The sequence below is a fragment of the Chromohalobacter sp. HP20-39 genome (genome assembly GCF_033052815.1).
In the GTDB taxonomy this organism is placed as follows: domain Bacteria; phylum Pseudomonadota; class Gammaproteobacteria; order Pseudomonadales; family Halomonadaceae; genus Chromohalobacter.
This window is the reverse complement of the sequence record NZ_JAWHTP010000001.1, coordinates 579,222-605,271: the sequence shown is the minus strand read 5'-3', so window position 1 is coordinate 605,271 and position 26,050 is coordinate 579,222. Positions and strand designations below refer to the sequence as shown.

28 protein-coding genes and 1 pseudogene are annotated in these 26,050 nt (G+C 58.5%); 20 read left to right on the top strand and 9 right to left on the bottom strand.

Translation table 11 applies throughout. The features are described from left to right. Window positions 1-80 precede the first annotated feature (80 nt). Window positions 81-1,346, bottom strand: a complete 1,266-nt coding sequence (fabF, locus tag RVY79_RS02830; RefSeq protein ID WP_317462496.1) for a beta-ketoacyl-ACP synthase II — start codon at window positions 1,344-1,346, stop codon at window positions 81-83. Between the two features lie 114 nt (window positions 1,347-1,460). Between fabF and RVY79_RS02825 the strand changes: the two genes are divergently transcribed. Continuing rightward, on the top strand, window positions 1,461-2,105 hold the full coding sequence (locus RVY79_RS02825) for a TetR/AcrR family transcriptional regulator (RefSeq protein WP_317462495.1): 645 nt from the start codon (window positions 1,461-1,463) through the stop codon (window positions 2,103-2,105). Between the two features lie 200 nt (window positions 2,106-2,305). On the opposite strand, the gene RVY79_RS02820 is transcribed toward RVY79_RS02825, so the two are convergent. Beyond that, a complete protein-coding gene (locus RVY79_RS02820) occupies window positions 2,306-3,241 on the bottom strand; it encodes an integron integrase (RefSeq protein ID WP_317462493.1) in 936 nt (311 codons plus the stop codon). 288 nt (window positions 3,242-3,529) lie between these two features. Between RVY79_RS02820 and RVY79_RS02815 the strand changes: the two genes are divergently transcribed. The 13 genes and pseudogenes from RVY79_RS02815 to bfr all read left to right on the top strand — a co-directional run bounded on the left by RVY79_RS02815 (window position 3,530) and on the right by bfr (window position 13,167). Then, complete coding sequence (locus RVY79_RS02815; RefSeq protein WP_233973971.1) at window positions 3,530-3,724, top strand: hypothetical protein; 195 nt, start codon at window positions 3,530-3,532, stop codon at window positions 3,722-3,724. A gap of 562 nt (window positions 3,725-4,286) precedes the next feature. Then, window positions 4,287-4,658: a transposase gene (locus tag RVY79_RS02810; protein ID WP_317462492.1), complete on the top strand. Its 372-nt coding sequence runs from the start codon at window positions 4,287-4,289 to the stop codon at window positions 4,656-4,658. Beyond that, a pseudogene (locus tag RVY79_RS02805) lies at window positions 4,640-5,296 on the top strand (IS3 family transposase); the annotation flags it as partial. The gene RVY79_RS02810 and the pseudogene RVY79_RS02805, both read left to right, overlap by 19 nt. Beyond that, the gene (locus tag RVY79_RS21985) at window positions 5,241-5,465 is read left to right on the top strand and encodes an integrase core domain-containing protein (protein ID WP_411161695.1); all 225 of its coding nucleotides are present in this window, start codon (window positions 5,241-5,243) and stop codon (window positions 5,463-5,465) included. The pseudogene RVY79_RS02805 and the gene RVY79_RS21985, both read left to right, overlap by 56 nt. A gap of 657 nt (window positions 5,466-6,122) precedes the next feature. After that, on the top strand, window positions 6,123-7,043 hold the full coding sequence (locus RVY79_RS02800) for a hypothetical protein (protein ID WP_317462491.1): 921 nt from the start codon (window positions 6,123-6,125) through the stop codon (window positions 7,041-7,043). A 122-nt stretch (window positions 7,044-7,165) separates the two neighbouring features. Beyond that, a complete protein-coding gene (locus RVY79_RS02795) occupies window positions 7,166-8,041 on the top strand; it encodes a toll/interleukin-1 receptor domain-containing protein (protein WP_317462490.1) in 876 nt (291 codons plus the stop codon). Between the two features lie 75 nt (window positions 8,042-8,116). Continuing rightward, window positions 8,117-8,629 (top strand): hypothetical protein, encoded by a 513-nt coding sequence (locus RVY79_RS02790; RefSeq protein ID WP_317462489.1) that lies wholly within the window; start codon window positions 8,117-8,119, stop codon window positions 8,627-8,629. A gap of 322 nt (window positions 8,630-8,951) precedes the next feature. Then, the gene (locus RVY79_RS02785; RefSeq protein WP_317462488.1) at window positions 8,952-9,242 is read left to right on the top strand and encodes a hypothetical protein; all 291 of its coding nucleotides are present in this window, start codon (window positions 8,952-8,954) and stop codon (window positions 9,240-9,242) included. 98 nt (window positions 9,243-9,340) lie between these two features. Further along, window positions 9,341-9,931 (top strand): hypothetical protein, encoded by a 591-nt coding sequence (locus RVY79_RS02780; protein WP_317462487.1) that lies wholly within the window; start codon window positions 9,341-9,343, stop codon window positions 9,929-9,931. A gap of 779 nt (window positions 9,932-10,710) precedes the next feature. Further along, window positions 10,711-11,088, top strand: a complete 378-nt coding sequence (locus RVY79_RS02775) for a hypothetical protein (RefSeq protein WP_317462486.1) — start codon at window positions 10,711-10,713, stop codon at window positions 11,086-11,088. A 261-nt stretch (window positions 11,089-11,349) separates the two neighbouring features. Next, window positions 11,350-11,895, top strand: coding sequence for a hypothetical protein (locus RVY79_RS02770; RefSeq protein ID WP_317462485.1), 546 nt, complete (start codon window positions 11,350-11,352; stop codon window positions 11,893-11,895). A gap of 277 nt (window positions 11,896-12,172) precedes the next feature. Next, window positions 12,173-12,376, top strand: coding sequence for a (2Fe-2S)-binding protein (locus tag RVY79_RS02765; protein WP_040243348.1), 204 nt, complete (start codon window positions 12,173-12,175; stop codon window positions 12,374-12,376). 311 nt (window positions 12,377-12,687) lie between these two features. Then, window positions 12,688-13,167, top strand: coding sequence for a bacterioferritin (bfr, locus tag RVY79_RS02760; protein WP_317462484.1), 480 nt, complete (start codon window positions 12,688-12,690; stop codon window positions 13,165-13,167). 63 nt (window positions 13,168-13,230) lie between these two features. Here the strand turns inward: bfr and RVY79_RS02755 are convergent, their stop codons facing one another. The 5 genes from RVY79_RS02755 to RVY79_RS02735 all read right to left on the bottom strand — a co-directional run bounded on the left by RVY79_RS02755 (window position 13,231) and on the right by RVY79_RS02735 (window position 16,813). Beyond that, a complete protein-coding gene (locus RVY79_RS02755) occupies window positions 13,231-14,325 on the bottom strand; it encodes a 5-(carboxyamino)imidazole ribonucleotide synthase (RefSeq protein ID WP_317462483.1) in 1,095 nt (364 codons plus the stop codon). Further along, window positions 14,326-14,835: a 5-(carboxyamino)imidazole ribonucleotide mutase gene (purE, locus tag RVY79_RS02750; RefSeq protein WP_317462482.1), complete on the bottom strand. Its 510-nt coding sequence runs from the start codon at window positions 14,833-14,835 to the stop codon at window positions 14,326-14,328. Window positions 14,836-14,952: 117 nt separating this feature from the next. After that, window positions 14,953-15,183 (bottom strand): DUF1653 domain-containing protein, encoded by a 231-nt coding sequence (locus RVY79_RS02745; protein WP_317462481.1) that lies wholly within the window; start codon window positions 15,181-15,183, stop codon window positions 14,953-14,955. After that, window positions 15,180-16,004, bottom strand: coding sequence for a tRNA cyclic N6-threonylcarbamoyladenosine(37) synthase TcdA (tcdA, locus tag RVY79_RS02740; protein ID WP_317462480.1), 825 nt, complete (start codon window positions 16,002-16,004; stop codon window positions 15,180-15,182). Before tcdA ends, RVY79_RS02745 begins: the two co-directional genes overlap by 4 nt. A 23-nt stretch (window positions 16,005-16,027) precedes the next feature. Then, window positions 16,028-16,813 (bottom strand): pseudouridine synthase, encoded by a 786-nt coding sequence (locus tag RVY79_RS02735; protein ID WP_317462479.1) that lies wholly within the window; start codon window positions 16,811-16,813, stop codon window positions 16,028-16,030. 101 nt (window positions 16,814-16,914) lie between these two features. On the opposite strand from RVY79_RS02735, the gene RVY79_RS02730 reads away from it, so the two are divergent. From RVY79_RS02730 to RVY79_RS02705, 6 genes are all read left to right on the top strand, one after another. Beyond that, complete coding sequence (locus RVY79_RS02730) at window positions 16,915-17,643, top strand: SIR2 family NAD-dependent protein deacylase (protein WP_317462478.1); 729 nt, start codon at window positions 16,915-16,917, stop codon at window positions 17,641-17,643. A 106-nt stretch (window positions 17,644-17,749) separates the two neighbouring features. After that, complete coding sequence (locus tag RVY79_RS02725; protein ID WP_317462477.1) at window positions 17,750-18,700, top strand: bile acid:sodium symporter family protein; 951 nt, start codon at window positions 17,750-17,752, stop codon at window positions 18,698-18,700. Between the two features lie 55 nt (window positions 18,701-18,755). Further along, complete coding sequence (locus tag RVY79_RS02720) at window positions 18,756-19,502, top strand: tRNA-uridine aminocarboxypropyltransferase (protein ID WP_317462476.1); 747 nt, start codon at window positions 18,756-18,758, stop codon at window positions 19,500-19,502. 75 nt (window positions 19,503-19,577) lie between these two features. Continuing rightward, complete coding sequence (locus tag RVY79_RS02715; protein ID WP_317462475.1) at window positions 19,578-20,474, top strand: CHAD domain-containing protein; 897 nt, start codon at window positions 19,578-19,580, stop codon at window positions 20,472-20,474. A 123-nt stretch (window positions 20,475-20,597) separates the two neighbouring features. Beyond that, a complete protein-coding gene (locus tag RVY79_RS02710) occupies window positions 20,598-22,151 on the top strand; it encodes a BCCT family transporter (RefSeq protein WP_317462474.1) in 1,554 nt (517 codons plus the stop codon). Window positions 22,152-22,406: 255 nt separating this feature from the next. Then, entirely contained in the window at window positions 22,407-23,960 is a 1,554-nt protein-coding gene (locus RVY79_RS02705) for a BCCT family transporter (RefSeq protein WP_317462473.1), read from the top strand. Window positions 23,961-24,037: 77 nt separating this feature from the next. On the opposite strand, the gene RVY79_RS02700 is transcribed toward RVY79_RS02705, so the two are convergent. Continuing rightward, entirely contained in the window at window positions 24,038-24,898 is an 861-nt protein-coding gene (locus RVY79_RS02700) for a glycine betaine ABC transporter substrate-binding protein (RefSeq protein ID WP_317462472.1), read from the bottom strand. Window positions 24,899-24,999: 101 nt separating this feature from the next. Continuing rightward, entirely contained in the window at window positions 25,000-26,001 is a 1,002-nt protein-coding gene (locus RVY79_RS02695) for a 2OG-Fe(II) oxygenase family protein (RefSeq protein ID WP_317462471.1), read from the bottom strand. Between the last annotated feature and the right edge of the window lie 49 nt (window positions 26,002-26,050).

Genomic DNA, 26,050 nt, shown 5'->3' with positions numbered 1-26,050 from the left:
AGCGAGCGTTTTCCAGCCACCACCGCTGCGCCGAAGCGGTGGTGGTGGCTTGTCGGAGCGCAGTACTTTTCAGACAGTGCCTACACCTTGCTGACGATCAGTGCGGCATTCACCCCGCCGAAGCCGAAGCCATTGCACAGCACATGCTGGCTGCGGTGTTCGCGTGCCTCGCCGGAGACGAAGTCCAGATCGCTTAGATCCTCATCGGCGTTTTCCAGATTCAGGGTCGGGGGAAGCTGGCCGTGAATGGCCGCCAGGGCGGAGAAGATGCTTTCCACCCCGCCGGCGGCGCCGAGCAGGTGGCCGGTGGTCGCTTTGGTGGCGGAGATCGGGATGCCGGCGAGGGCGTCACCGAACGCATTGCGCAAGGAGGCGATCTCGGCCCGGTCGCCGACCGGCGTCGAGGTCGCGTGGGCGTTGATATGATCGATGGCGTCGGGGGCGAGCCCCGCCATTCGCAGCGCAGCCCGAATGGCCGCTGCGGCGCCGGCGCCATCCTCCGGTCCAGCGGTGATGTGGTGGGCATCCGCGCTGGTGCCATAACCGCTGAGGAAGGCCAGCGGCGTTGCCCCGCGCGCCTCGGCGTGGTCCAGGGTTTCGATCACCAATAGCCCTGCGCCTTCGCCCATGACGAAGCCGTTGCGGGCCTGATCGAAGGGACGCGATGCCTTGGTGGGGTCGTCCTGCTCGGTGGAGAGCGCCTTCATGGCATGAAAGCTGGCCAGCGAGAGCGGGTCGATACAGGCTTCGGCGCCACCCACTAGAGCCACTTCGGCCTCGCCGCTGCGGATCATGCGCATGCCATCGCCAATCGCCTGCACGCCTGCCGCGCAGGCCGTGACCGGGCAGCCCAACGGCCCGCGCAAGCCATAGCGAATCGACACATTGCCCGCCGCCAAGTTGGCCAAAAAGGCCGGTACGGTGAAAGGCGAGAGCCGACGGTGGCCGCGCGTCGTCAGGGTATTCTGCGCCTGGGTAATGGTCGGAAACCCGCCGATGCCGGAGCCTACGATGGTGGCGGTGGCCAGCCGGTCCTCATCGCTTTCCGGGAACCAGTTAGCCTGGGTCAGCGCCTCATCGGCGGCAGCCATGGCATAAAGGCTGAACAGCTCCATCTTGCGGCGTTCCTTGGCATCGGCCACGCGGTCAGGGTCGAAGCCTGCCTCCGGGTCGCTCTCCATGCCGGGTACCGAGCCCGCGACCTTGATCGGCAGCTCGCCGGTATCGAAACGCGAGATCGAAGAAATGCCGGAGCGACCGGCCAGCAGGCGCTCCCAGTTGGCGTTCACGCCGCAACCGAGGGGGCTGACCATGCCCATGCCGGTGATGACGAGCGGTGATGACATGATAGTGTCCTGAACGAAATTGTATTCGTGCCACGCTAGCACCCAGCTTGATATGATCAAGATAATATTCAGCGTGTATTCAGCACCTATTCTGAGCAGCAACGTGAGGTCGCCATGTCCGACTCGACGAATCGCAAGGCCAAATCCCGCGAGCGCATTCTCAAATCGGCCGTCGAACTGTTCAGCCGCCAAGGCTTCGAGAAGGTCTCCATCGGCCAGATCATGAAACTGGCCAAGATGACCCACGGCGCCTTCTATGCTCACTTCGCCTCCAAGGAAGCGCTCTACCACGCCTCGGTGCGCGAAACCCTGGAAAGCAGCCGCGCGGCCAGGCTGGTCAAGGGGCCGCTTTCGATGAAGCACCTCACGGAGCTGGTCTCCAACTGCTGGAACCTCCAGGAGCTGGAACGCAAGCACAAGCCCGGGCCGGAAACGGTGCTATTCAACGAGATCGGCAACGAGAACGCCGAGATCCGCACGCTGTTCGAAGCCTCGTACCTGCGCATGAAAAAGATGCTGGAAACCCGGCTCATCGCCCTCAGTCGCCTCAAGAAACTCCCCCTCGAACCCGACCGCGACGTCATCGCCGACAAATCCCGCGTCATTCTCGCCTCGTTGGTCGGCGCCGTCGCCATCGCCAAGAGCCTACCCGGCGAGCAGGAACGCCAGCACATTCTCGAAGCCGCTCAACGCAACATCCTGCAGATGCTCGGCGTCGACGAAAGCGAACTGGAAAGCATGCTGGGTGAAGCCAGGTAGTAGTTCCCCGCGTGAAATGACTTCTTTCTCATGCTTTCGTGGGCATTGCTCTCCCTGTAACGGCTGGTTACGGTACAGCAAAGACTACTTAAGAAGACTGATGACCAAGCAGCGCGCAGAGACTATCGCATGGATGACAGCCGCTCATCGCCGCATGCACAGGTAGGGGCGGTAGCGTGGCTAAAAGCCCAGTCCAGTCCTCAGCCCAATGGGCTACGTACGCCGGCAAATCCTTTGCCCAGCACATGTGTATAGATCTGGGTGGTTTCCACGCTCTTGTGCCCCAACAGCTCCTGAACGGTACGAATATCTGTGCCCTGGCTCAGTAGCTGGGTGGCGAAGCTGTGTCGTAGCGTGTGGCAAGAGCCAGGCCGCGGCAACGATGCCGCTTTCATTGCCTGCTTGACGGCCTTCTGTACCGCCGATGGGTGGATATGATGAAGTACCACCTTGCCTGTCTCATCAAAACAGGGGCGGCTGGCCGGGAATAGCCACTGCCAAGCCAAGGAGATTCCGGCATTGGGATATTTGCGATCCAGCGCATGGGGAAGCGTCACGGGAACACTGCCATGATGCAGGCGGTGGTCAAGTTGCTGGCTGGCCATGGAGATTTGATGCTGCAAAGAGGGGATGCAGGTTGAAGGGAGCAGGGTGGTTCTGTCCTTGTCCCCTTTACCAGCCCTCACCGTGATGATTTGACGTTCGAAATCGATATCACGGACGCGTAAACGGCAGGTTTCGAGGACCCGCAATCCCGAGCCATACATCAAGGTTGCCATCAGATGCATGGGACCGGATAGCTGATTCAGCACGAGCACAACTTGCTCGTGACTCAGCACTACCGGCAACCGGCGCGGTTGCTTGGCATGCGAAAACTCCCCGATATCCCCTAAGGGTTGCTCAAGTACATGGCGATAAAGAAAAACAAGAGCATTCAGGGCCTGGTTCTGCGTGGCTGCTGCCACATGGCGCTGTACCGCAAGATGCTCCAAAAAAGTTTTCACTTCGGAGCCACCCATGCTGGTGGGGTGACGCAAGCCATTGAAGCGAATGAAATAACGTATCCAGTAGCAGTAAGTCTTCACGGTGCGAGGGCTGTAGCGTTTCACTCTCATGATGGCTTTCACGCGATCCATCAGCTTTGGCGGTTGGCTGTGAGCATTAATGGGCAACCCTAAATTAGTGTATATGTATACAGTATTATCAGATTCAGCAAAACGCGCAAGCACGCGAATTTTGTATAACGCGCCTAATTCTGCTTAGCACTATTTAAAATCAATGGGTTAGGTGCGAAAAGGCGGGCTTGATAAGATTTCTTGAACGCGCGCGCTCATTCAAGTAGCAAAATGAGCGTGCTATCTAATACCTGTTAGCTGCCCTTGAGTTGCCATACCAAACCGAAAGTACGAGCAGGAGGATTACAAATGGCCGAAGTTGAAATTGAAGAGATCATTGATCACCTAAGCAGCGAAATGAAGCGTGCTCTTGAGGCTGCGGTACAGGACGTCAAGCCTGATGCCAACATAGATAGAAACGACCTGTTCCGTGCATTCCGAAGAGCCGTGCGCCGTAAGTGCAACACATGGGAAACGGTTCCGGATCAGTACGTGCGTAAGTAGGTTTAAGCATTCCGGCTTTGTAGACATGTCTGAGTATCGGTTAACTTCAGAAATCATCTCCCGTTCGGTATCCGATATCAGGGATGCAGCGAAGTTGGAGTGGGCTCTTTCAGAGGTTTACGAAGCTGGAGAACCTGAGACGTGACTATGTGGTCATTTTCCGATCATTGAGCTTTGCAACCTGCACAACCCCTCAAATGGAAACTATGCAACGGTTGGAAACTGTTGCGTCAAGAAGTTTCTGGGCCTGAACTCGGAGAAGATCTTTCAAGCTATCAAACGCGTGAGAAAAGACTCTGAGCGTGCATTAAATGCTGAAGCTATAGAGCATGGCTTCGATCGCGAGTGGATCAATCAATGGGTGCGAGACTTCTACATAAGCACTATGAGGAAGCGCAAGCTTTCCCTTAAGCAACTAGCCAAACGCATCCAGGTCAATGAGAAGTTTTCGCAAAATCTACGGCGGTCGCGCGGCGACAGCTAACAAATCGCTGCAGTTGATCGTGGACTTCCCCCCGGTTTAGTGGACACGCATCGATAACTCCCACGTAGGAGAAACCCGATGCCCGCAATAATCACGGGGAAGAAGACGCAACGTTACAGCACTGAGTTCAAGGTGAAGGCGGTCGAGTGGAGCCACCAGGCTCACCGAAGCGTCCAAGGGGTCGCGGAAGCGCTGGATATTCACCCGTTCATGCTGTCACGCTGGCGAAAGGAGTACCGAGAGGGAAAATTTGCCATGAAACGGGTTGAGAAAGCGCCTGCCGAAGCCAAGGAAAAGGTCAGGGAGCAGGATGAAGTCACCCGCCTCAAACGCCGGGTTGCGGAGCTTGAGGAGGAAAACGACGTCCTAAAAAAGTTTCAACGTTTTCAGGCCGAGGAACGACGGAAGCGTTCCGGTTCGTCTGGAAACACCGGCAACGATACAGCGTAAAGTCGCTTTGCCAGCACCTCAGCATTTCACGCTCCGGCTACTACGCCTGGGTCAACCGAAAGCCAAGCAAACGAATGTCCGAGCGAGCTATGCTGCTGTCCCAGATCCGCAAGATCTACGATAACAGCGAGGGACGATACGGCAGTCCGCGAGTTTATCAGGCGTTGCGCCGTGAGGGCGTCACGGTGGGTAAAAACCGGGTCGCGAAGGTGATGCAGCAATGGGGAATGAGGGCGCGCGTTACCCGCGTCTACCGGCGCTTGGCGAGGCGCCGTCATGAGCTGAAAGCGCTGCCCAATCACCGTTTGGAGGCTCCCGCACCGGACGCTGTGGATCAGCAGTGGAGCAGCGACGTCACTTACATCAAGCTGGGTTCGAAATACGTCTTCCTGGCGGTGGTGCTGGATCTGTTCTCGCGTCGAGTGCTGAGCTGGCGATTGGGTGAGAGACTGAGTGCGGATTTCTCCAGAGCGACCCTGCGCGAGGCTTTCGAAGCTCGGCGTCCCGCTGCTGGTCTATTGCTTCACACGGATCGAGGTATCGAATACCGGGCCCAAAAGACGCAACGATTGCTGAAACAGCATAGGGTACGTCACAGCGAACCGCCCGGGCCAATGCACGGACAACGCCGAGGTTGAGTCCTTCTTCAAGACGTTGAAGGGAGAATTGCTGCACGCCACCAGTTTCGTGACGATGCGGCAATTACGGAAACATATAAATCACTATATTGAAGGCTTTTATAACACCCAACGGCTCCACAGCAGCCTTGGTTACAGGACGCCGCTGGAATTTGAGGGTTTGCACTGATGGGGCGTGTCCACTTTTTTGGGGGAAGTCCATCGCCACTTCGTGGCGACAACTGAGCTTGGGCGTTAGGCGAGTTGAAACTGCAAGGGCGCCAAATGCGTATAGCAAGAATCCCAGAGGATATTTTGTGGCAGCTGAAGGTTCTATTTCCCATAAAGCAGGGAGAGTGCTTTTCAAATAGCGGAGTAGCCACAATTTGCGCCTTGGGAGACTACGACTACTCCCAAAAAGTAAAAAACCATCAACTCTTGATTCGGTATGCGCTTGGTTTTCTGAGCCCTCCAGGTTACGACACAGTCCCTCATGCGTGGTTGGTTTGTACAAAAGACAATAAAGTCACTTTTCCTTGGGATGCCACCCTCCAAGTAAATTCGCCGCTGTGGAACCGGCAGAGTCAAGACTTTAGGTACGAAACAAAGCACATCCTAACCGCTGACGAACTACGTAACTGGTTGCGCAAAAAATATCCTGACAGGGAGTTTACGACCGATGGCATACCTCATGGAAACTGTAGCTTTCCTATCATCAACCAAACGGGAGTTATTGAGTGAGCGCGCAGCCTAACAATGCGCTCAACTATCGCTCACGTCGTTCGCTGGACGTCCAAAAGCTGCGCTTTTGGCCGCCCGTTAGATTATTCGTTAGGCAGGAGTTGACGTGATCAAGCCACCCGATGAAAAAGAAGTGACTGACGACTGTGTCGTGCATGATCACCCTGTTCCCCCAGAGGAGCTCGCTAGATATAGCGTCGACCGAGATCCTTATTCTGAGGCTGATATTGCAAGCTATGTTGAGAGCCAGTCTCGTGATGAAGAAGTTCAACACGTTGAGCGAATCAAAACAGAGGTTGTGCTAGGTGATACCTACGAAATGTGGGATGTAACCACTGATAGTGGCCGTTGGTGGGTCATAACGAATCTCACCAACCTTTATTCCCAAAAGCATTTTCCAAGCCTTGACTACACTCTGTCTTTTCATATCGGGCTTATGATGCGCCTGAGAAGCCGATCAGATAATGTCGACGCAGGAGAGCTCAGTCCATTCGATGAAGTGATACGCCGCGAAGAGCAGGCTTCCCACAGGCATGAAACTGCTGTTGAGGCTGAAGATTACCAAACCGTCGGAATGCTGCTAAGGGAAGCTCTAATTTCGTTGATTGGTGCGCTAAGGCGTAGAACGGAGATACCAGAGGAAATAGAGCGGCCGCAAGATGCCAATTTTATTGACTGGTCAAACGTTCTGATGAACGAGTTGTGCCCCGGGAGTAGCAACAAGAGTCTTAGGCAACATTTGAAGAGTGTCGCGAAAGAATCGTGGCAGTTGGTGAACTGGCTCACGCACTCTAGAAATGCCAATAAGACAGCCTCTTCTATAGCAATTCATTCTTGCCAAACGGTGATTGGCCATTTCATCCAGATTTTGGAAAGGAGCCGGATTGATAAGAACGAGGAGTGCCCGGTTTGTAAGTCAAGGAACATTAGAACCCATTTCGATATTTCCATCGGTGACGATGGAGAATACTTCTCGAGTTGTGGGGTGTGTGACTGGACTGACCACCCAGACGTAGCGGGAGAATGAGTAGCAGAGAGGGATTTATGCCTAACCAGGCCAGTCACGGCGACGGCTACTGCATTGCGGCTTCGCCTCCATTTCGTAGCCGCGCGTGCTGGCGGCGTTATGCGCATAAAGGAAATTTCTAGATGTCGGTAAGCGTGTTTTTAAGTCATAACCATCGCGACAAGGATTTTGTAAGAAAGCTTGCGAGAGACATGGAGAGCCATGGTGTTCGTTATTGGCTTGATGAAGCGGAAATGAAAATAGGCGACTCATTGATACAGAAAATACGAGAAGGTATTGATTCTGTAGACTTCTTCGCCGTTGTCTTATCTCCTAATTCTGTTGAAGCACCTTGGGTTGTAAATGAGCTTGATGTTGCTATGAATCACCAGATAAACGGAAAGCCTATTAAAGTACTCCCCATTCTGCTCAAAGAGTGTGAGCTTCCCGGATTTCTGGTTGGGAAGCTGTATGGGGATTTTCAGAACGAAGCTCAGTACGAAGACTCATTTAGAACGCTCATTAATAGTATCGGTTTGGTCTTCAATAAGAGCGTTATGAACTCTGAAAGAAGCTCAAACAGTCTCGGCACTGCGCTAGATAAAGCTTTCTTGAAAAGTTTGCCTCTTATGTCGAAACCTTTTCATCGGCCATTTCAGTATATGGGAATGCCCATCCACAAGGCTGAAGCAGAGATTGGAGCCACTGCGAACTCTGTAGGTAACATTATCGTCGAAAATGATGATTGCAGAATGCTCCTAGAGGCAGAAGGGAATTTTATTAGCTATGTAGAAGTTGATCTGAAAGCCACTGCGCCACATAACCAAAATCAAGAATTCGACTCAGAGCCTGTTCTTGGTGCTTTAAGTATCGGATTTACGGAACTTGATTTAGAAAGGAAGAAAATCCATTACCACACCTACTATGACCATAGAAGAAAGCTCAAAGTCAGCGTCTCATGCCTTTATGATGGGGCGCCGCTTACAGTGGCATTTAGTTCAAAATACTATGGTATGTAAATCGCATAACAAAGCATTGCAGCGGATAAATCGCTGAATGCGGCGTTATACGTAAATAGTTAGGATGTATCGTACGTGATTTTAGATTGTTCAAATTATGAATCTACCAAAAAATCTATTCTAGATATTTTTAGCACCACTGAGGGCAAATTAACTTCAGTTTTGCAATCTATAAATCCATTCGAAAGCATCTATAAGCCTCCTGGAGAGGTTTTATATGAAGAAGCTTGTGATATTCTCGGGCATCCAAAAGATAATATAAGCGTTGTCTGGTTTCATGGATCGCGAACCGAAGATGCGAGCCAGCTTAATAAACTTGGTATCCTTACTAAAAGTGAGGCAAGAAAATTCATAGAGCCACGGCTCAAAGAATTATCAGAAGGAATGGAAAGCTTTGGCTCCAATCCATTCTCAATGTCCATATCTGGAAAGCAAGGTGATCATGATGAAGGCCCTTTTGCATTTCTAATGCGAGATGTTGCTATTCATGCCCCCTCACCAAACCATAATTATCTAGACTCTCCTGAAATGGTAGAGGATATTGCCGGAACATTGCTTGGTGAAAAACTATTCACAATTAGTGAATAGTTTTAAAGAGATAAGCGCTCCTTGCCTAGTCTCTTTCATATCTGAATCTAAAGGGTATGAAGTACCTCAAGCATTGCTCTACTTAAAGCTGGTTGAAGATGGGGAAACGCATTTCGAAGCAGCTTCATCCGAAAATATATTTTTCGATTCAGAAAATGTTATTGTGTCTCCTGATAGGATTAAATCTGTTGAGATTATTGGAAACGTATAACAAGGCAATTAACTACGCGCCTGCGGCGCCGGACGCTCGTACCTCGCGCCGGTTATTGCGGCGTTATGTGCCTGAAGTGTTTAGCCCAGGTTTTTGGTATTGGAGGGTTTTATGCAGCTAGCCATTTTAATAGTACTGATTTTAATAGCGGTGCTTATCGCTCCATGGCTTATCGGAGTAGCAATTGCCGCAGCAGCCGTTTACGGCGTATATCTCGTGGCCGCTGCAGCGCTTGCAGGAGTAGCTTTTGTCGTAGCTGTAATTTGGGTGCTATTTATCGATAAAGGCCGAAAAGAGAAGCCGGAAGAAATTCACGGTGAAAGGAAATCCTGCAGACACTGTCAAGTCGAAATGGCTGTATCTGCCACTCATTGCAAGAATTGCGGTCAATCATGCACATAACCAGCCAAGGCAGTGGGACACATTTTTGCTTCGCTGCGCTCAAAACGCAAGAATATGCCCCTGCTTGGGGGCGTTAACTTATTGGAGGTCACAACGAGATGGATGTTGGTAACTGGATTTCGGTCTTTATGGCCTTGATTGCAACAGCGTCTGTAGTGGTCACATACGCTGTCTTTCGGTCATCAACTGATCCGGTCGTTATCGTCTATGCCGATCCTGATATTAAACGGCCTTCCATTGTAAACCTGATTATCAAGAACGTCGGTAATGGTGCTGCGCACAACATAAAATTTAAACCGACTAGGCCATTGCCCTACGAAGCGTTCAGCATAGAGGTACCAGAGAAAATGCCCGAGTCTATGGAGGTTGGCCCCATCGTTGCTGGCATTCCATTTTTAGCACCAGGGCAGCAGATCACGCTAACTTGGGGGCAATACGGAGGACTTTACAAATATATCGGTGATGAACCGATACAAGTTGAGGCCCAGTACTATGCAGTGGGAAAGCCGAGATTTTACTCGAGACGATTGAGCGCAACATCGTCTCTCGATGTGCGGACATTTGAGCGCAGCGAATCCGCAGAACACGGGTATGGGCCAAACTTGGTAAAAGAATTTAAGGCTCTCAATAAATCATTTTTCTCAGTAAGTAAGGGCATTCAAAAAATAGCCGACCGAGAAAAAAGTTAACAATCGCAGGCACAGCGACGGTTTTTTCATTGCGGCTGCGCCTCCATTTCGCAGCCGCGCGTACTGCGGGCATTGTTCGGAGAACTATTTATGCGTGCGATAGATATTGAATGGGAGGGGCCCTTCTCGGTGCCATATTGCCGTGAAGAGGACAGGTACCACCCGCCCTCCTTGCCGCATGACCTGGAGCAGGGAGCGCAAATATATGCCGTTTATGGCCGGCACCCAGTGTATGGCCCCAATATTCTCCTTTATATTGGTCAGACCCAATCCTCCAACACGGGGCGGAGTGTTCGCCAACGGCTCCGAGAGCACTTGGATGGACGTTTTTGGTTCCAGAAGGAACTATTCATCCACGCGGGCGTCGTCTCGGAAGCAAGCGTATCGGTGGGTGATCCGGACTTGATCCGTGGGGTTGAGTCTCTTCTGATTGCCGTACATCTCCCTGCTTTAAATGTCGAGTACATGAAGGGGCCGAGCCGTAATGCCCGTCAGCTGCATATTGTGAACTGGGGCGTCCCCGGCAGTGTTATGCCCGAATGCTCTAGTCGATATTTCATAGGATTCGAAAATGACTAGCACAACAAGTCGCTTGAGGCGACGCTGGCAAAGCTCGAGCGCCTCAGCGTGCCGTTAAGCCTGTAGAAAAACCGCTAACATCACGCTTCGGCAGGATCGGGAAATTTGGCGCGCTGCGATACCAGATGCCGCGCTCGTGCGTAATCCAATGTGCCGGTAGAATCGTGGTCCTTTTGTCCCCCGGTTGCCGGACGCCTACCATGAAGCTTCTAAAGGAACTGATCCACCCTGAACTGTCTTCCCGCAATGGGCGGGTCTTTCGACGCCATGCAGCCCGGGGTATTGTCCTGCGGGACGATCGGATTCTGCTGCTATTCACTGAGCGCTACAGCGATTTCAGCTTGCCTGGCGGCGGTATTGATGAGGGCGAAGATATTGATGTTGCCCCCAAGCTGGCCGATGCGCGGATGGAAAGCTATGAAGTGGCCAATGGAATGAAGCCGATCTGGATGCCGGTGTCGGAAGCGGTGGACCATAATCGCCAGGTCATGGCGCGTCAGGAGGGCACCATGGGGCAGTCGATTCAGCGCGAAACGTTCATGCTGGAAAAAATCGCTGACGAGTTGGTGCCGGCATAGGTACGTTATCCTATGGGAAACGCATGAAAAACCGCTCGACGACGCACGGTTCGAAGGGTGGGGGCGCCTAGATTTTCCGCCACCTTCCTCAATTGCGCCAGGCATGGCGCACAGCGTTTAGCACACTAAAGCTGCCTTGCACAGTGCCGATAGCCGGAGTAAGCTTCGCGTCCCTTGCCGTTTGGCAAAATGCAACACTCTCCTAGCGTGCTAGTCTGATGTAAGAAGTGCCTTGTCAGGCTTGTTGCGGAGGCATCTGTGATGAATACCGTGAACCTCAAATCGTCAATCGGCTTTGCGATCAGCATGTTCGGCGCGCTGTCGTCGGGTGTTGGCGTGGCATCTACTGAGGTTGTCCACTACTCGGTTCATCAGGTGCCGTCAGCCCAGAAGCAAGAAAGCCGCCGCGCTGAGCGGGCATACATTCTTAGCGAAATTGTGCGCGCCAACCGTCGTGCTCGCCACCTGGCCCAGATATTCCAGAACGAGTGCGTTCGCCTCTCTCAGATGCCCGATGATGCCGTGGTCGACCCAGAGGCCTACCAAGGCCTAGTGGATGCTTTGCGTGCCCAAGAAACTATGCTAAGGCGTACCATCGCCATAGTGGGACGCGATGAGGCAACAGAAATGGGCATCATGGATCTCCACCGGAATACCGCGAAAGCGCGTTCCGCTGCATCCAGTGCGACCCTTCTAGCCAAGCAGACTACCAACAAGCCCCAGGTGGTTGAGGGCGCCGCTAATGGCGAAGCGATGAAGGCGCTTGCCGATCGTTTCGAGACCGAGCTGACTAAGCGCTTTTCATAAGGGCGTTATGGAAAAGGCCGAGAACGAGCAGCGGATGCTCTGGATTGCCGACATGGCGAGAGACTTCCGTGATCGCTATTGATGATATTTCGGAGCTAAACTTTCGTTATCCCCCCACCTTCCCGATTGTGCCTCGAAATCATCCCCTTACGTGCGCCTCCCGACGATATGCCACCAAAGTCGAGCCTCCGCCGAGCGAAAAGAGTGTGATTGGGGGTTGAAAGTATTTATGCGAATCATTTACATTCCCTATCAGGGCGATCAGCGAGGTGATGGAATGTACGTGTGCATATGCCGAGGCGTGACCGACAATGCCATTCGCGAGGCCGTTGAAGACGGTGCACGCAGTTGGCGGGAAGTGCGTGAGCGTACTGAGTGTGCGACTCAGTGTGGCCGTTGCGCCTGCACGGCCAAGGCCATCACGCGTGATGCCATCACCCAGGAAATGATGCCCAGCGCGGATCTTGCCTACGCCGTCTAGCCGTTGCATCGCTTAACCACGCGCCGCTGCGTCGCGTCGCTGCATATCGAACATCATCGCCAAACGCCGCTATCCCATTGGATAGCGGCGTTTTAGTATCTACCGCCTAGCGCAGGCGGAGTGGCAATCGTTCTCGCTTGTTATCTCCAATCCTTCACAAATGCGGTGTTTTCGCGGCAAGATCTTGTCTTTATTCGACTTTTTCGGCGAAATAGTCGATACTCCCTGTATCCCAAGGCAGGGGTGGCTGGTTACGATTGGCGGGTCATCATTGCCTTACAACTAAATGAATCTTCAAGGGAGATGTGACGATGAAAGGTGATGCCAAGGTCATTCAGCACCTCAACACCGCACTGGGCAACGAGTTGGTAGCGATCAACCAGTATTTCTTGCACGCCAAGATGTACAAGGATTGGGGCCTGGCCAAGCTGGCCAAGTGGGAATACGACGAATCCATCGAAGAGATGCGTCATGCCGACGAGTTGATCGAGCGCATCCTGTTCCTCGAGGGCATTCCCAACCTTCAGGATCTGGGTAAGCTGCACATCGGCGAGAACACCAAAGAAATGCTCGAGTGCGACCTCGCCATCGAGAAGACGGGCTGGCAGGACTTGATCGACGCCATCGCCTACTGCGAAGAAGTGCGCGATTACGTTAGCCGTGATCTGTTCCGTCGTATCCTCAACGACGAAGAAGAGCACATCGATACGATCGAGACCGAGCTCGGCCTGATCGACAAGGTGGGTATCCAGAATTACCTGCAGCAGCAGATGAGCGCCGACGCTGAGTGATCGCGTCGCTGCCATGCTGATGTCAGATGCCCGCCAATTGGCGGGCATCTTGCGTTACGGGGCTTAGCCCAGGTCGTTGACCAGTAGCGCTTCGACGTCGGCGGTGCGTTCGGCCAGCGTGGCCGCGTCGGGGGCGAGAACCGTGACATGACCGATCTTGCGGCCGGGGCGGGGCGCCTTGTGGTAGTCGTGCAGGTGCGCGCCGGCAACGCTGAGCACGGCGTCGCGATCGGGAAAGGCGCCGATGATGTTGAGCATGGCGCAGGGCACGAGGCGCGTGGTCTCGCCGAGCGGCAAGCCGGAAATGGCGCGCAGGTGGTTCTCGAATTGGCTGGTCGTCGCGCCCTCGATGCTCCAGTGCCCGGAGTTGTGCACGCGCGGGGCGATTTCATTGGCCAGCAGTTTGCCGTCGCGGGTGACGAAGAACTCGAAGGCCATGACGCCGACGTAATCCAGCGCCTCGAGCACGCGCGTAGCGTAATCGGTGGCGTTGGCCTGCAGCGGGTGATCGGGCTGCGGCTCGGCGCGATGCAGAATGCCCTGGCGGTGCTCATTGCGCGACAGCGGCCAGACCCGCACCTCGCCGTCGCGACCGCGCACGGCGATGGCCGAAACTTCGTGATCGAAGTCGACGAAGCCTTCCATGATCAGCGGTACATCGCCTAGCTCGGCGACGCTACCGGGGACGTCCTCGGCGTGGCGCAACACCTTCTGGCCCTTGCCGTCGTAGCCGAGCGTGCGCGTCTTGAGCACCGCCGGCAGGCCGATCTCGGCCACTGCATGGTCCAGGTCGTCCTGGGTCTCGATCAGCGCGATGGGCGCGATGGCGATATCCAGTGACTGAAATAGCGATTTTTCGGCGCCACGGTCACGCGCCGTTTCCAGCGCCTTGGCCGGGGGAAAGGCGGGGCGTTGCTCGGCGAGCTGCGTCAGCGCCATCGTCGAGACGTTCTCGAACTCGAAGGTGAGGACGTCGCTGGACTCGATCAGCGCTTGATGCGCCTCGTCATCGTCCCACTCAGCGCAGAGATGGACGCCATGCACGGCGGCGCAGGCTTGGGTCGACGGATCGAGAAAGGTGAAACGCATGTCCAGCGGTGCGCCCGCTTGCGCCAGCATTCGACCCAGTTGGCCGCCGCCTACGATACCGATATTCATTCATGCCTCCTGCGTGTCGTCGGTGGGACGCGGATCGGGCGCGTCGAGCACCTTTTGTGTCTGTGCGTCGCGATAAGCTTCAAGCGCCTGACGAATATCCGGATACTTGTTGCCCAGCATGGCGGCGGCGAGCAGTGCCGCGTTGATGGCGCCGGCACGGCCGATGGCCAGCGTGCCGGTGGGAATGCCGGCGGGCATCTGGACGATGGAGAGGAGCGAGTCGACACCGCTGAGCATGCTCGATTGCACGGGCACGCCGAGCACCGGCAGGGGTGTCTTGGCGGCGGCCATGCCGGGCAGATGCGCGGCACCGCCGGCGCCGGCGATGATGACTTCCAGCCCGCGCCCGGCGGCCCCGGCAGCGTAGTCGAACAGCAAATCCGGCGTGCGGTGGGCAGAGACGACTTTGACTTCGTGCTCGATGCCCAGCGCCTCGAGCGTGTCGACGGTGTGGCACAGGGTCGCCCAGTCGGACTTCGAGCCCATGATGACACCAACCAGTGCGCTCATGCGTTCTCTCCTTCGGATGTGTGGCAACGTCATGGCGTCGCGCGAAACGAGAAGCGCGGTATTATAGCATCGTAGGCCGCGTGGGGCAGCGACGCTCTATGTCTAGTCGCCCCGCGCTCAGCGGAAGGCGGCCTCGAGTTCGAAGCGCGGCACCGGCTCGCCGGCGACTTCGACGGTCTCGCAGAACATCGACAAGGGGCGCACCCAGAGGCCGTAGTCGCCGTACAGCGCGCGATAGACCACCAGCGGTTCCTCGGTTTCGCTGTGGTGGGCGACGCCCAGCACTTCATAGCTGGCGCCCTTGTAATGACGATAGATGCCAGGAATCGGGCGTGTCTCGTGGCTCATGTGGATGTCTCCGTGACGTGGGGATCGGCCGGTTCGCGCTCGGCCTTGGCGGCGAGGCGCGCGAGCGTGCGCGAGGCGGCCACGAAACCGAAGGTGCCGGTGACGAAGGTGGCCGCGCCGACACCGCTGGCGCAGTCGAGGCGCGTGGACTCGCCATTGCCGGGTTTTTGCTGGCAGACCTCGCCCTCGGCGTTGGGGTAGACGAGCTGCTCGTCGGAGTAGACGCATTCGACGCTGAAACGCCGCTTGGGGTTGCGCGAGAAGCCGAAATCCCGCCGCAGGCGCGCGCGTACCTTGGCGAGTAACGGGTCGTGCTCGGTGCGCGTCAAATCGGCGACGCGGATCCGCGTGGGATCGGTCTGGCCGCCCGCCGCGCCGGTGACGGTCAGGCCGATCTTGCGGCGCTTGCACCAGGCGATCAGCGCGCTCTTGGCGATGACGCTGTCGATGGCGTCGATGACGTGGTCGGCGTCCTCGGGCAGGCGCTCGGCGAGATTGGTCGGCGTCACGAAGGCGGTGTCGGCGTGCACGGTGATGCCCGGTTGAATGGCGCGGCAGCGCTCGGCCATCACCTCGACCTTGGGGCGCCCGATGGTGCCGTCCAGCGCGTGCAGCTGGCGGTTGACGTTGGACACGCAGACATCGTCGAGGTCGATCAACGTCAGGGTGCCGATGCCGGCGCGTGCCAGCGCCTCGATGGCCCAACTGCCGACGCCGCCCACGCCGATGACCACCACATGAGCGTGGCGGAAGAAGGTCGCGGCGCGGGTGCCGTAGAGGCGGCGAATGCCCCCGAAGCGGAAATCGTAATCGTCGTGCATGTGCTCTTTCCTCTTGCCGGTCGTTACCGGTCGTGGCCGGCGGGCCATAGCGAAACAGGGCGCGTCTCGTGCCAGTCGACGCGTGTCGCCGTAGCGTGGCCCTGCCAGCCGAAGCGCGCGAACAGCGTGCGCATGTCATCGGCCAGGGGCGCGTCGATGTGTAGCGTGCGCTGGCGCTCGGGGTGCCAGAGCGTCATGCCCACGGCCGCCAGCAACAGGCGCGGGCTTTCCAGGTGATCGCGGAAGAAGCGGTTATGGGCGCCCTTGCCATGCTTGGCGTCGCCGATGATCGGGTAGCCGCGCCGCGAAAGGTGGCGGCGAATCTGATGCCGTCGGCCGGTCCAGGGCTGGGCCTCCATCAAGGAATAGCGCACCTGGGGGTAACGGTCGATGCGCACCGGCAATTCGACGCTGTCCAGGCGGCGTACGGCCGTCCAGGCGGCAAGCTCGGGCATTTCCGACTTGGGGCGTTTGCCGTCTTCCTCGCGCAGGCCGTAATCGAGCACGTCTTGCTCCGGGCCGACGCCGCGCACCACCGCCAGGTAACGCTTGTGCACGCGGTGCGTGGTGAATTCCTCGCCGAGTGCCTTGGCCATTTCCGGGTCCAGGGCGAAGAGCAAAAGCCCCGAGGTTGGCCGGTCGAGCCGGTGCACCGGATAGACGTGGCGCCCTAGCTGATTGCGCAGGGTCTGCAGGGCGAATACCTGCGCATCGGCGGCGATCGCACTGCGGTGGACGAGCATCCCCGAGGGTTTATGCACGGCAACCATGCGCTCGTCCTGATAGAGTACGGGCAATTCCAACGTCATGAAGGGGCCTTCGGGGTCGCTCGAAGGGCGCCTATTGTCGACGTTGCCAGATAGGATGTACAGCCGTTGGCGAAGTGGACTCACACAGCATAGAGGTAGGCATGAGCGAGCATCAGGCACCGCATCTCGTCGTTCTCACCGGGGCGGGCATCAGCGCCGAGAGCGGTCTCAAGACGTTCCGCGACGGCGATGGCCTGTGGGAAAACCACCGCGTGGAGGATGTCGCCACGCCCGAGGCCTTCGAGCGCGACCCCGAAAGCGTGCTGCGCTTCTACGACGAGCGCCGCGAGCAGACGCGCCGGGCATCGCCCAACGCTGCGCATCTCGCTCTGGCCGAACTCGAACGGGCCGGGTTTCGCGTCAGCGTGATCACCCAGAACATCGATGACCTGCACGAGCGGGCAGGGTCGCGCGATGTGCTGCACCTGCATGGCGAGATCCTCATGGCACGCTCGAGTGCCGATGCCAGCTTGCGCTACCCGGTGGGGAGCAAGGGTATTCGCATGGGCGAGTTATGCGACAAGGGCAGCCAATTGCGACCGGACGTGGTGTGGTTCGGCGAGCCGGTGCCGCGTTACGCCCAGGCGTGCGACGTCGTCGCCGAGGCGGATTTCGTGTTGGTGGTGGGCACTTCGTTGGCGGTAATGCCGGCGGCGATGCTACTCGATCAAGCGCCGATCGAGGCGCCGTGCCTGCTCGTCGACCCTCAGGCCGAGTCGCTTGCGCCGCGCGGCGTACGCGCCATCGCGCAACCGGCGAGCCAAGGCGTGCCACCGCTGGTCGAACACTGGCGGCAAGCGGGCGGCCTGTGGATGCCGGACTGGGCTTGAGGCCGATGCGCTTCGCCTGTGCCACGTTTTACGGCACACTACGTCCTCCATCTTGCATGCATAAAAAGGTACATAAAGTACCGACGCAACACGCTAGGACACGCACATGCCAATCTTCGAACGTATCAATCGTCTGTTTCCCGTCTGGGCCATCTTGCTGGCGGTCATCGCCGCCGTGGTGCCGGAGCTTTTCACCGGCCTGGCCGGCTATATCAAGACGCTGCTGGTGATCATCATGTTCGCCATGGGGCTGACGCTCACCAAAGGCGACTTCGCGCGGGTGGTGAAGTCGCCCAAGCCCATCGCCGTGGGCGTCATCCTGCAGTTTCTGGTCATGCCGCTGGCGGCGCTGCTGGTGTCGCGCGTCCTCGGCCTGTCGCCCGAGTTGACCATCGGCATGGTACTGGTGGGCGCCACGGCGGGCGGTACTTCCTCCAATGTGATGACCTGGCTGGCCGGCGGGCATGTGGCGCTTTCGGTGTCGATGACCATGGTCTCGACGCTGATTTCGGTGGTCGCCACGCCGCTGATTACGCTGTTGCTGCTGGGCCAGAGCATCGACGTGCCGGTGCTGGGCATGCTGCTGAGCATCGCTCAGTTGGTGGTCGCGCCCATCGTGCTGGGCGTGGTGATCCATCACCTGCTGGGAACGCATATTCAGCGCGTGGAACCGGCCCTGGCCACGCTGGCCATGGCGGCCATCGTCTTGATCATCGCCATTGTCGTGGCGCTCAATGCCGGACGATTGAGCACGTTGGGGCCCATCGTGGCGCTGGCGGTCATCGCGCATAACGGCATCGGCCTCGCGGCGGGATACGGCCTGGCGCGGGCGCTACGCTTCGACACGCGAACCGCGCGCACTATCGCCTTCGAGGTCGGCCTGCAGAACTCCGGGCTGGCGGTGACCCTGGCCAATCAATTCTTCACTGCGGGCGCTGCGCTGCCTGGGGCGTTGTTCTCGGTCTGGCACAACGTTTCCGGCTCGCTGTTGGCGGGTTACTGGAAGCGCCGCCACGTGTCGAACGCGCCGCCTGCGGCCTCGACATCGCGTGGATGAAAGCCCGGCCGGGCATGCTAGAATGCCCGGCCTTTTCGACCCAGCCTGATACCTCATGCATGACTCCCCCGATGCGCCGGCCGATTCAGCCACGGCGGCTTCCGGTTATGACCCCGAAGCACCGCGCAAGCCATTCAATGCGCGCGGTAGCTTCGTCTCGCGTTGCCCGGACTGCCGGCTACCGGCGCTCAACTGCTTGTGTCCGTATCGCGTGGCGGTCGAGAGCCGTGCGCGCTTCTGGCTGCTGACGCATCCCATCGAGCACTACAAGCCGACCAATACCGGTCGTTTGATCGGCCATATCCTGCCCGAGACCGAGGTCTTCACCTGGTATCGCACCGAGCCCGACCCGCGGCTGCTGGCGCTGCTCGATGACGACCGCTTTGCGCCGTTCGTCGTCTTTCCCGACGATCAGGCGGATTACGCCGAGCGCGTGGTAGGCCCCGAAGCCGTCGACGCGGCATTGGCCGGCTCGCGCATACCGGTGTTCATCCTTCTCGACGGCACTTGGCGTCAGGCACGGCGCATCTTCCGGCGTAGCGAGTACCTGGCCTCGCTGCCGGTGCTGCCGCTCAAGACATCACGCCTGACGCGCTACCGGCTGCGCAAGGCCGCCTCCAGCGAGCATCTTTGCACCGCCGAAGTCGCCGCCGAGCTGTTGCGCATCAGCGGCGACGTTGAGGCCTCGGCGACCCTCGACGACTACTTCGAGGTGTTCAACGAAAACTACGCCTCCAGCCGCCGCCATCGTCAGGTCGAAGCGCCTTCCGGCGCGATGCGGCGTTTGCTCGAGCGGCGCTAGCTCCATGCTGTGAATGGCCGATCATGGCAGGGCGTGTCTAGACTGAGAGAGGCCATCTCGACTCAGGAGAACGACGTGCCCTACCGCCTGAAAATGCAGGAATCGACCGAGGCGAGCGTGCAGCGTATCGCCATCGAGCAGATAGAACGCGCTCAGTCGGCGCTGCAGGATCGTGCGGATGATCCGGTCAACGCCATCCATGTACTGCGCCAGCGCTGCAAGAAGCTTCGCGCGTTGCTGCGCCTGGTGCGCCCAGCGTTGGGGGACAAGCGCTATCGCAAGGAGAATCGGCGTTTTCGCGACCTGGCGCGTCGCGTGGCCGGCAATCGTGACGACCAAGTGCTCGTCGAGACGTTCGAGCGGTTGCTGAACCTGCACGCAGCGGAACTCGATCGGCGTCATTACTCGGCGATTCGCCGCAAGCTGGTGGCGCGCCGTGACGCCACGCTGGAGGGCGCCGACACCCCGGACTGGGAGGGCTTGGCATCGGCGTTGTCCGACGCGCGCGATGCGGTCGCTGGCTGGACCTTAGCGTCGCAGGGCTACGCCGCCGTGTCGGGCGGTTTGGTCGGCAGCTATACCCAGGCGCGCGAGGCCTTGCGTGAAGCCCGGCGCACGCCGTCTACCGCAGCGCATCATGAATGGCGTAAGCGCGTGAAGTACCACCGTCATCATTGCGAGTTGTTGCGCCCGCTGTGGACGGCCGCATTCAAGATGCGTGCGCAAGAGGCGCATCGGTTGTCCGATCTGCTGGGCGAAGATCATGACCTCGCGATGCTCGGTCTCGCACTAGACGCCGAGGACATGCAGCGTATTGGCCCAGAGAGGCGCGAGGCGTTGAGCCGTCTCGTCGGTCGGCGACGGCATACGTTGCAGGGCGACGCCGAGGCACTGGGGCAACGACTGTTTGCGGAGTCGCCCAAGGCGTTGAACAAGCGCGTCGAATGTTACTGGCAGATCGCGCGTGCCTGAGCCGCGAGAGCGCACGTAATGATCTGAGCACGTCAGGGTGCCGGCGCTCAGCATTTCGATTTGCCGTGTTCGACGAAGGTCGGTAGTGTGCGCGCCTCACGCGACTACCGGAACCTGAAATAGATGACTCAAGACAACACGAGTGCCATGCGCTCGGGCACGCGTTTTGGCGACCCGACGGTGATGGGGCTGACGATTGGCTTCATCGTGCTGTTCGTGGCGCTATCGCTGATCGATGCCAACGCCATGACGGCGGTGATCGGCGCCGGGTTCGCCTGGACGGCGAAGACGTTGGGCGCCTATTTCCAACTGTTGCTGCTGCTCACCTTCCTGATCGCCGTGGGCGTGGCTGCATCGCCTGCGGGACGCGCGCGCATCGGCAATCGAGAACGCCCGGACATGGGCACCTTCAAGTGGGTGTCGATCATCCTATGCACATTATTGGCTGGCGGTGGCGTGTTCTTTGCCGCCGGTGAGCCGGTCTATCACTTCGTGGTCACGCCGCCGGCGTTTTCCAGCGAACCGGGCACGCCTGCGGCCATCCCCAATGCGCTGGCGCAGTCTTTCATGCACTGGGGCTTTCTGGCCTGGGCGGTGCTCGGCACCCTGGCGGCTATCGTGCTGTCGCATCATCACTATGATCGTGGCCTGCCGCTGCAACCACGCACGCTGCTGGTGCCGTTATTGGGCGAGACGCGCATGCGTGGCGTCTTCGGCGGCGTGGTGGATGCGGTTTGCGTCATCGCCGTGGTCGCCGGCACCGTGGGCCCCATCGGCTTTTTGGCCACGCAGATGAGCTTCGGCCTGCATACGCTGTTCGGTGTGGCTGAGGGTTATGGCACGCAGTTGATGATCCTCATCGTGCTGGGCGGGGTCTACGTGACATCGGCGATCACCGGCATCGAGCGAGGCATCCAGATCCTGAGCCGTTTCAACGTCATGCTGGCGTTGGTCATCGGCGCCGCGATCCTGCTCTTCGGGCCGACGCAGTTCCTGTTCGATAGCTGGTTCCAGGGCTTTGGCACCTATGTGGGGTCGTTCTTCGAGATGGCCACCATGACCTCGCAGACCGCGCCGGATTGGTGGATGAAGTGGTGGACGGTGTTCTTCTTCGCCTGGTTCATCGGCTATGCGCCGCTGATGGCGATCTTCGTGGCGCGTATCTCGCGGGGCCGTACCATCCGTCAGATGGTCGTCGCCGTGGCCGTGCTCGCCCCCGTGGCAACCTCGGTGTGGTTCACGCTGCTGGGTGGCTCGGGAATCTTCTACCAGATGAGTGGCGCCATCGACCTGAGCGAGGCGCTCAATAACTTCCAGTTCGACGTCGCGACGTTGACGGTGGCCCAGGCGCTGCCGGGCGGTAAGTTGATGGCGCTGGCGATTCTGCTGCTGACCACGATCTTCGTGGCGACTACCGGCGACTCCATGAGCTACGCGATCTCCGTGGTCAATGCCGGCCATGACGATCCCCAGCCGGCGCTACGCGCGTTCTGGGGCGTGGCGATGGCGTTGATGGCGGCGATTTTGCTGTACATGGGCGCGGGGCAGATCAGCGTACTGCAGCAGTTCATCGTGATCACCGCGATCCCCGTGTCGCTGGTGCTGCTGCCCTCGCTGTGGCTGGGGCCACGTGCCGCGCAAGCCATGGCCAAGCGTCAGGGGATCGTCGCGTCGTAATCGACCTTCGATGCCTTGCATGATAAAGCGCCTCGGCATATCGCATGCCGGGGCGCTTGTCGTTGGATGCGAGGTCGTTGATCACCTGAGTGAGCGGTGAGCCCCAGTTGCGATGGGCGGCGCTAACGACACATGATCGGCGACCTTGTCTTCTTTTGCGTCACCTGATGCGCTCGGTATTGAAATTTCGATTTGCCGTGTTCGACGAAGGTCGGTAGTGTGCGCGCCTCACGCGGCTACCGGAACTGGACATTGATGACTCAACACGATGCGAGCGCCACGCGCTCGGGCACGCATTTTGGCGACCCGACGGTGATGGGGCTGACGATCGGCTTCATCATTCTGTTTGTGGTTTCGTCACTGATCGATGCCGACGCCATGACCGCAGCGATCAGCGTGGGGTTCGCCTGGACGGCGAAGAATCTGGGGGCCTATTTTCAACTGCTATTGTTGCTGACCTTCTTTATTGCCGTGGGCGTGGCCATGTCATCTGCGGGTCGCGCGCGCATCGGCAATCTCGAACAGCCGGATATGAGCACCTTCAAGTGGGTGTCGATCATTCTGTGCACGCTCCTGGGGGGAGGCGGCGTCTTCTTTGCTGCCGGTGAACCTATTTACCATTTCGTGGTGACGCCGCCGGCGTTTTCCAGTGAGCCGGGCACGCCGGCAGCCGTGCCCAATGCGCTGGCACAGGCCTTCATGCACTGGGGCTTTCATGCCTGGGCGGTGCTCGGCACCCTGGCGACTATCGTGTTGTCGCATCATCACTACGATCGTGGCCTGCCGCTGCAGCCGCGCACGCTGCTGGCGCCGCTATTGGGCGAGGCACGCATGCGCGGCGTCTTAGGTGGCGTGGTGGACGCCGTCTGCGTGATCGCTGTGGTCGCCGGCACCGTGGGCCCCATCGGCTTTTTGGCCACACAGATGAACTTCGGCCTGCATACACTGTTCGGTGTGGCCGAGGGCTATAGCACGCAGTTGATGATTCTCGTCGTACTGGGCGGGGTCTACGTGAGTTCGGCAATCACCGGCATCGACCGGGGCATCCAGTTTTTGAGCCGCTGCAATGTCATGCTGGCGTTGGGTATCGGCACCGTAATCCTGCTTTTCGGGCCGACGCAGTTTCTGTTCGATAGCTGGCTTCAAGGCTTCGGCACTTATCTGGGGTCGTTCTTCGAGATGGCCACCATGACCTCGCAGACCGCGCCGGACTGGTGGATGAAGTGGTGGACGGTGTTCTTCTTCGCCTGGTTCATCGGCTATGCGCCGCTGATGGCGATCTTCTTGGCACGCATCTCGCGAGGTCGCACCATCCGTCAACTGGTCGTCGCCGTGGCCGTGCTCGCTCCCGTGGCAACGTCGGTGTGGTTCACGCTGTTGGGTGGCTCGGGGATTTTCTATCAGATGAGCGGCGCCATCGACCTGAGCGAGGCGCTCAACAACTTCCAGTTCGATGTTGCCACGCTGGCGGTGGCCCAGGCGCTGCCGGGCGGCAGCCTGATGGCGCTGGCGATTCTGCTGCTGACCACGATCTTCGTGGCGACTACCGGCGATTCCATGAGTTATGCGGTTTCCGTGGTCAACGCCGGCCATGACGATCCCCAGCCGGCGCTGCGTGCGTTCTGGGGCGTGGCGATGGCGTTGATGGCGGCGATTCTGCTGTACATGGGCGCGGGGCAGATCAGCGTACTGCAGCAGTTCATCGTGATTACGGCGTTCCCGGTGTCGCTGGTGCTGTTGCCCACGCTGTGGCTGGGGCCGCGCGCCGCGCAGGCCATGGCCAAGCGTCAGGGAATCGTCGCGTCGTAACCGACCTTCGGTGCCTTGCATGGAAAAGCGCCCCGGCATTCAACATGCCGGGGCGTTTGTCGTTGGATGTGAGGGGGTCACTCGCTGGCTTCCAGCCATTCGTCGACGAGCGCTTGATTGTCTTCGAGCCATGTCTTGGCGCCTTTGACGGGGTCACCTGCCTTTTCGATATCGGCCATCAGGCTGCCCAGGCTATCGTCATCCATTTGCCATTCGTTGAGTACCCGAGTGAGCCACGGGTCGTCATCGCTGAAGTTCTGACGCGAGAACCAGTAGATGGTTTCGTTGTCGCCGTACACGTTCTTGGGATCCTCGAGGTACTTGAGGTCGTATTCGGCAAAGGCCCAGTGCGGACTCCACAACGTCACCACAATCGGCTCCTCGTTCTGGTAGGCACTATCGAGTGCCGCCATCATCGCGGGGCCCGAGCTGTTGACCTGTTCGAGGGGGAGCGAATATGCGTCGATAGCCTTGTTCGTCAGACCCGCGATCGAGGAACCGGAGTCGATGCCTAGAATGGTGGGGCTGCCCTGGTACTCGAAAGTGTCGGCGTTTTTCTTGAGTTCCGGGATGCTGTCGATGTCGACATAACTGGGCACCACCAGCCCGAGCCCGGTGCCTTCGTACCAGCCTTCGTGGACCGTGAGTTGATCCTTGTAGGGTTCGAGATAAGCGGCATCGGTGGTAGGTAGCCAGATTTCGAGAGAGATGTCGAAGTCGCCATTGGCCAGGCCGCTGTAGAGGGCGTTCTTGCTCACATCCGAGAGCTCGACATCGTAATCGTAATTATTTTCGAGGATGAGCTTCCACATGTTGGCGACCGCGATGTTCTCGGCCCAGTTATTGGTGCCGATGACCAAGGATTCGTCCTTGGCGTGAGCCGTTGTCGCGGCACTGAACAATGCTGCAGCAGCCAGGGGGTACAGAACCTTTCTCATAATAGTATCCTTCTCTTTTTGTGTGATTTGAAAACACAGTATTATATACACTTACTGACACGACGCTATTTTCAGGTGTCGGTGCGGGCTCAGCCGCTGGTTTAGGCGTCGGCGGCGGGCGCGCGTTCCAGGCCCTGAAACTCGACGAAGGCTTGCATGCGTTCCCACAGTCGGTCGCCGTAGACATAGCCACCGTCGCCGGCTGCGTCGGGCGCCTCGATATGGGCATCCACCGCCGGTTCGAAGAAGAACGGTATGGAATGCCGCGAGCGAGTGCCGCCGACGATACGATGCTCCGTGGCCTGAATCCGCCCATCGGACCAGTCCGCCAGCAAGCGCCCGAAGTTAACCACCAACGCATTGTCACGGGGCGGCACTTCTTCCCAGTTGTCGCTTGGGGTGCGCACTTGCAGGCCGCCGACCTGGTCCTGCCACAGCAGCGTGATGAAGCCGTTGTCGCAATGCGGTACGCCCACCAGCCAGCGCCGCGCATCGCCACTGCCGTCGACCGCCGGCATGGCGGCCAGGGTCTCGGCCGGACGCTCGGGATAATGGATCAGGCGCAGCGTCGAATTGCCGTGATCAAAGGGCCGCGTGAGTGTCTCGCGCGGCATGCCGAGCCCCTCGGCCAACGCCCCGGCGATCACGCCGCCGAGCGATTCCATGGCGGCATAGTAGGCGGCGACATCCACTGACCAGCCGGGTAGATCGGATTCCGGCGGCTGCGGTGTGGGCTCACGCAGCGGGTCGCCACTCTGGGTATCCGCTCGCTCGGGGTGAGCAATGTCCGGTCCGAGGTCGATCCCCTCCTTCCAGGTTGGGTCTTGGTTCTGGGGCGGAAAATAGCCGCGATAGACATTGCGGTTGGCCGGCTCGAACTTGTGTCGCGCCAACGGCTGCTTGTGCGTCGCATCGAGCTCGAAGAAGCGCAGCAAGCGGGCGTGAATGTCATCAGCGAGCCCCAGTTGAGCCGGGGTGATGCCTACAGTCATGAAACCGGAGTCGCAGGCGGCATCGACGATTGCTCGGCGCGTCTCGTCGCGTACCGGGTCGTCGGCGAGCAGCGGCGTCAGGTCGATATGCGGAATCAGCGTCTGGCTCATGGAGGCCCCTTGTGGCGGATGGACGAAACGGTTAGCCGGTGGCGTCGGC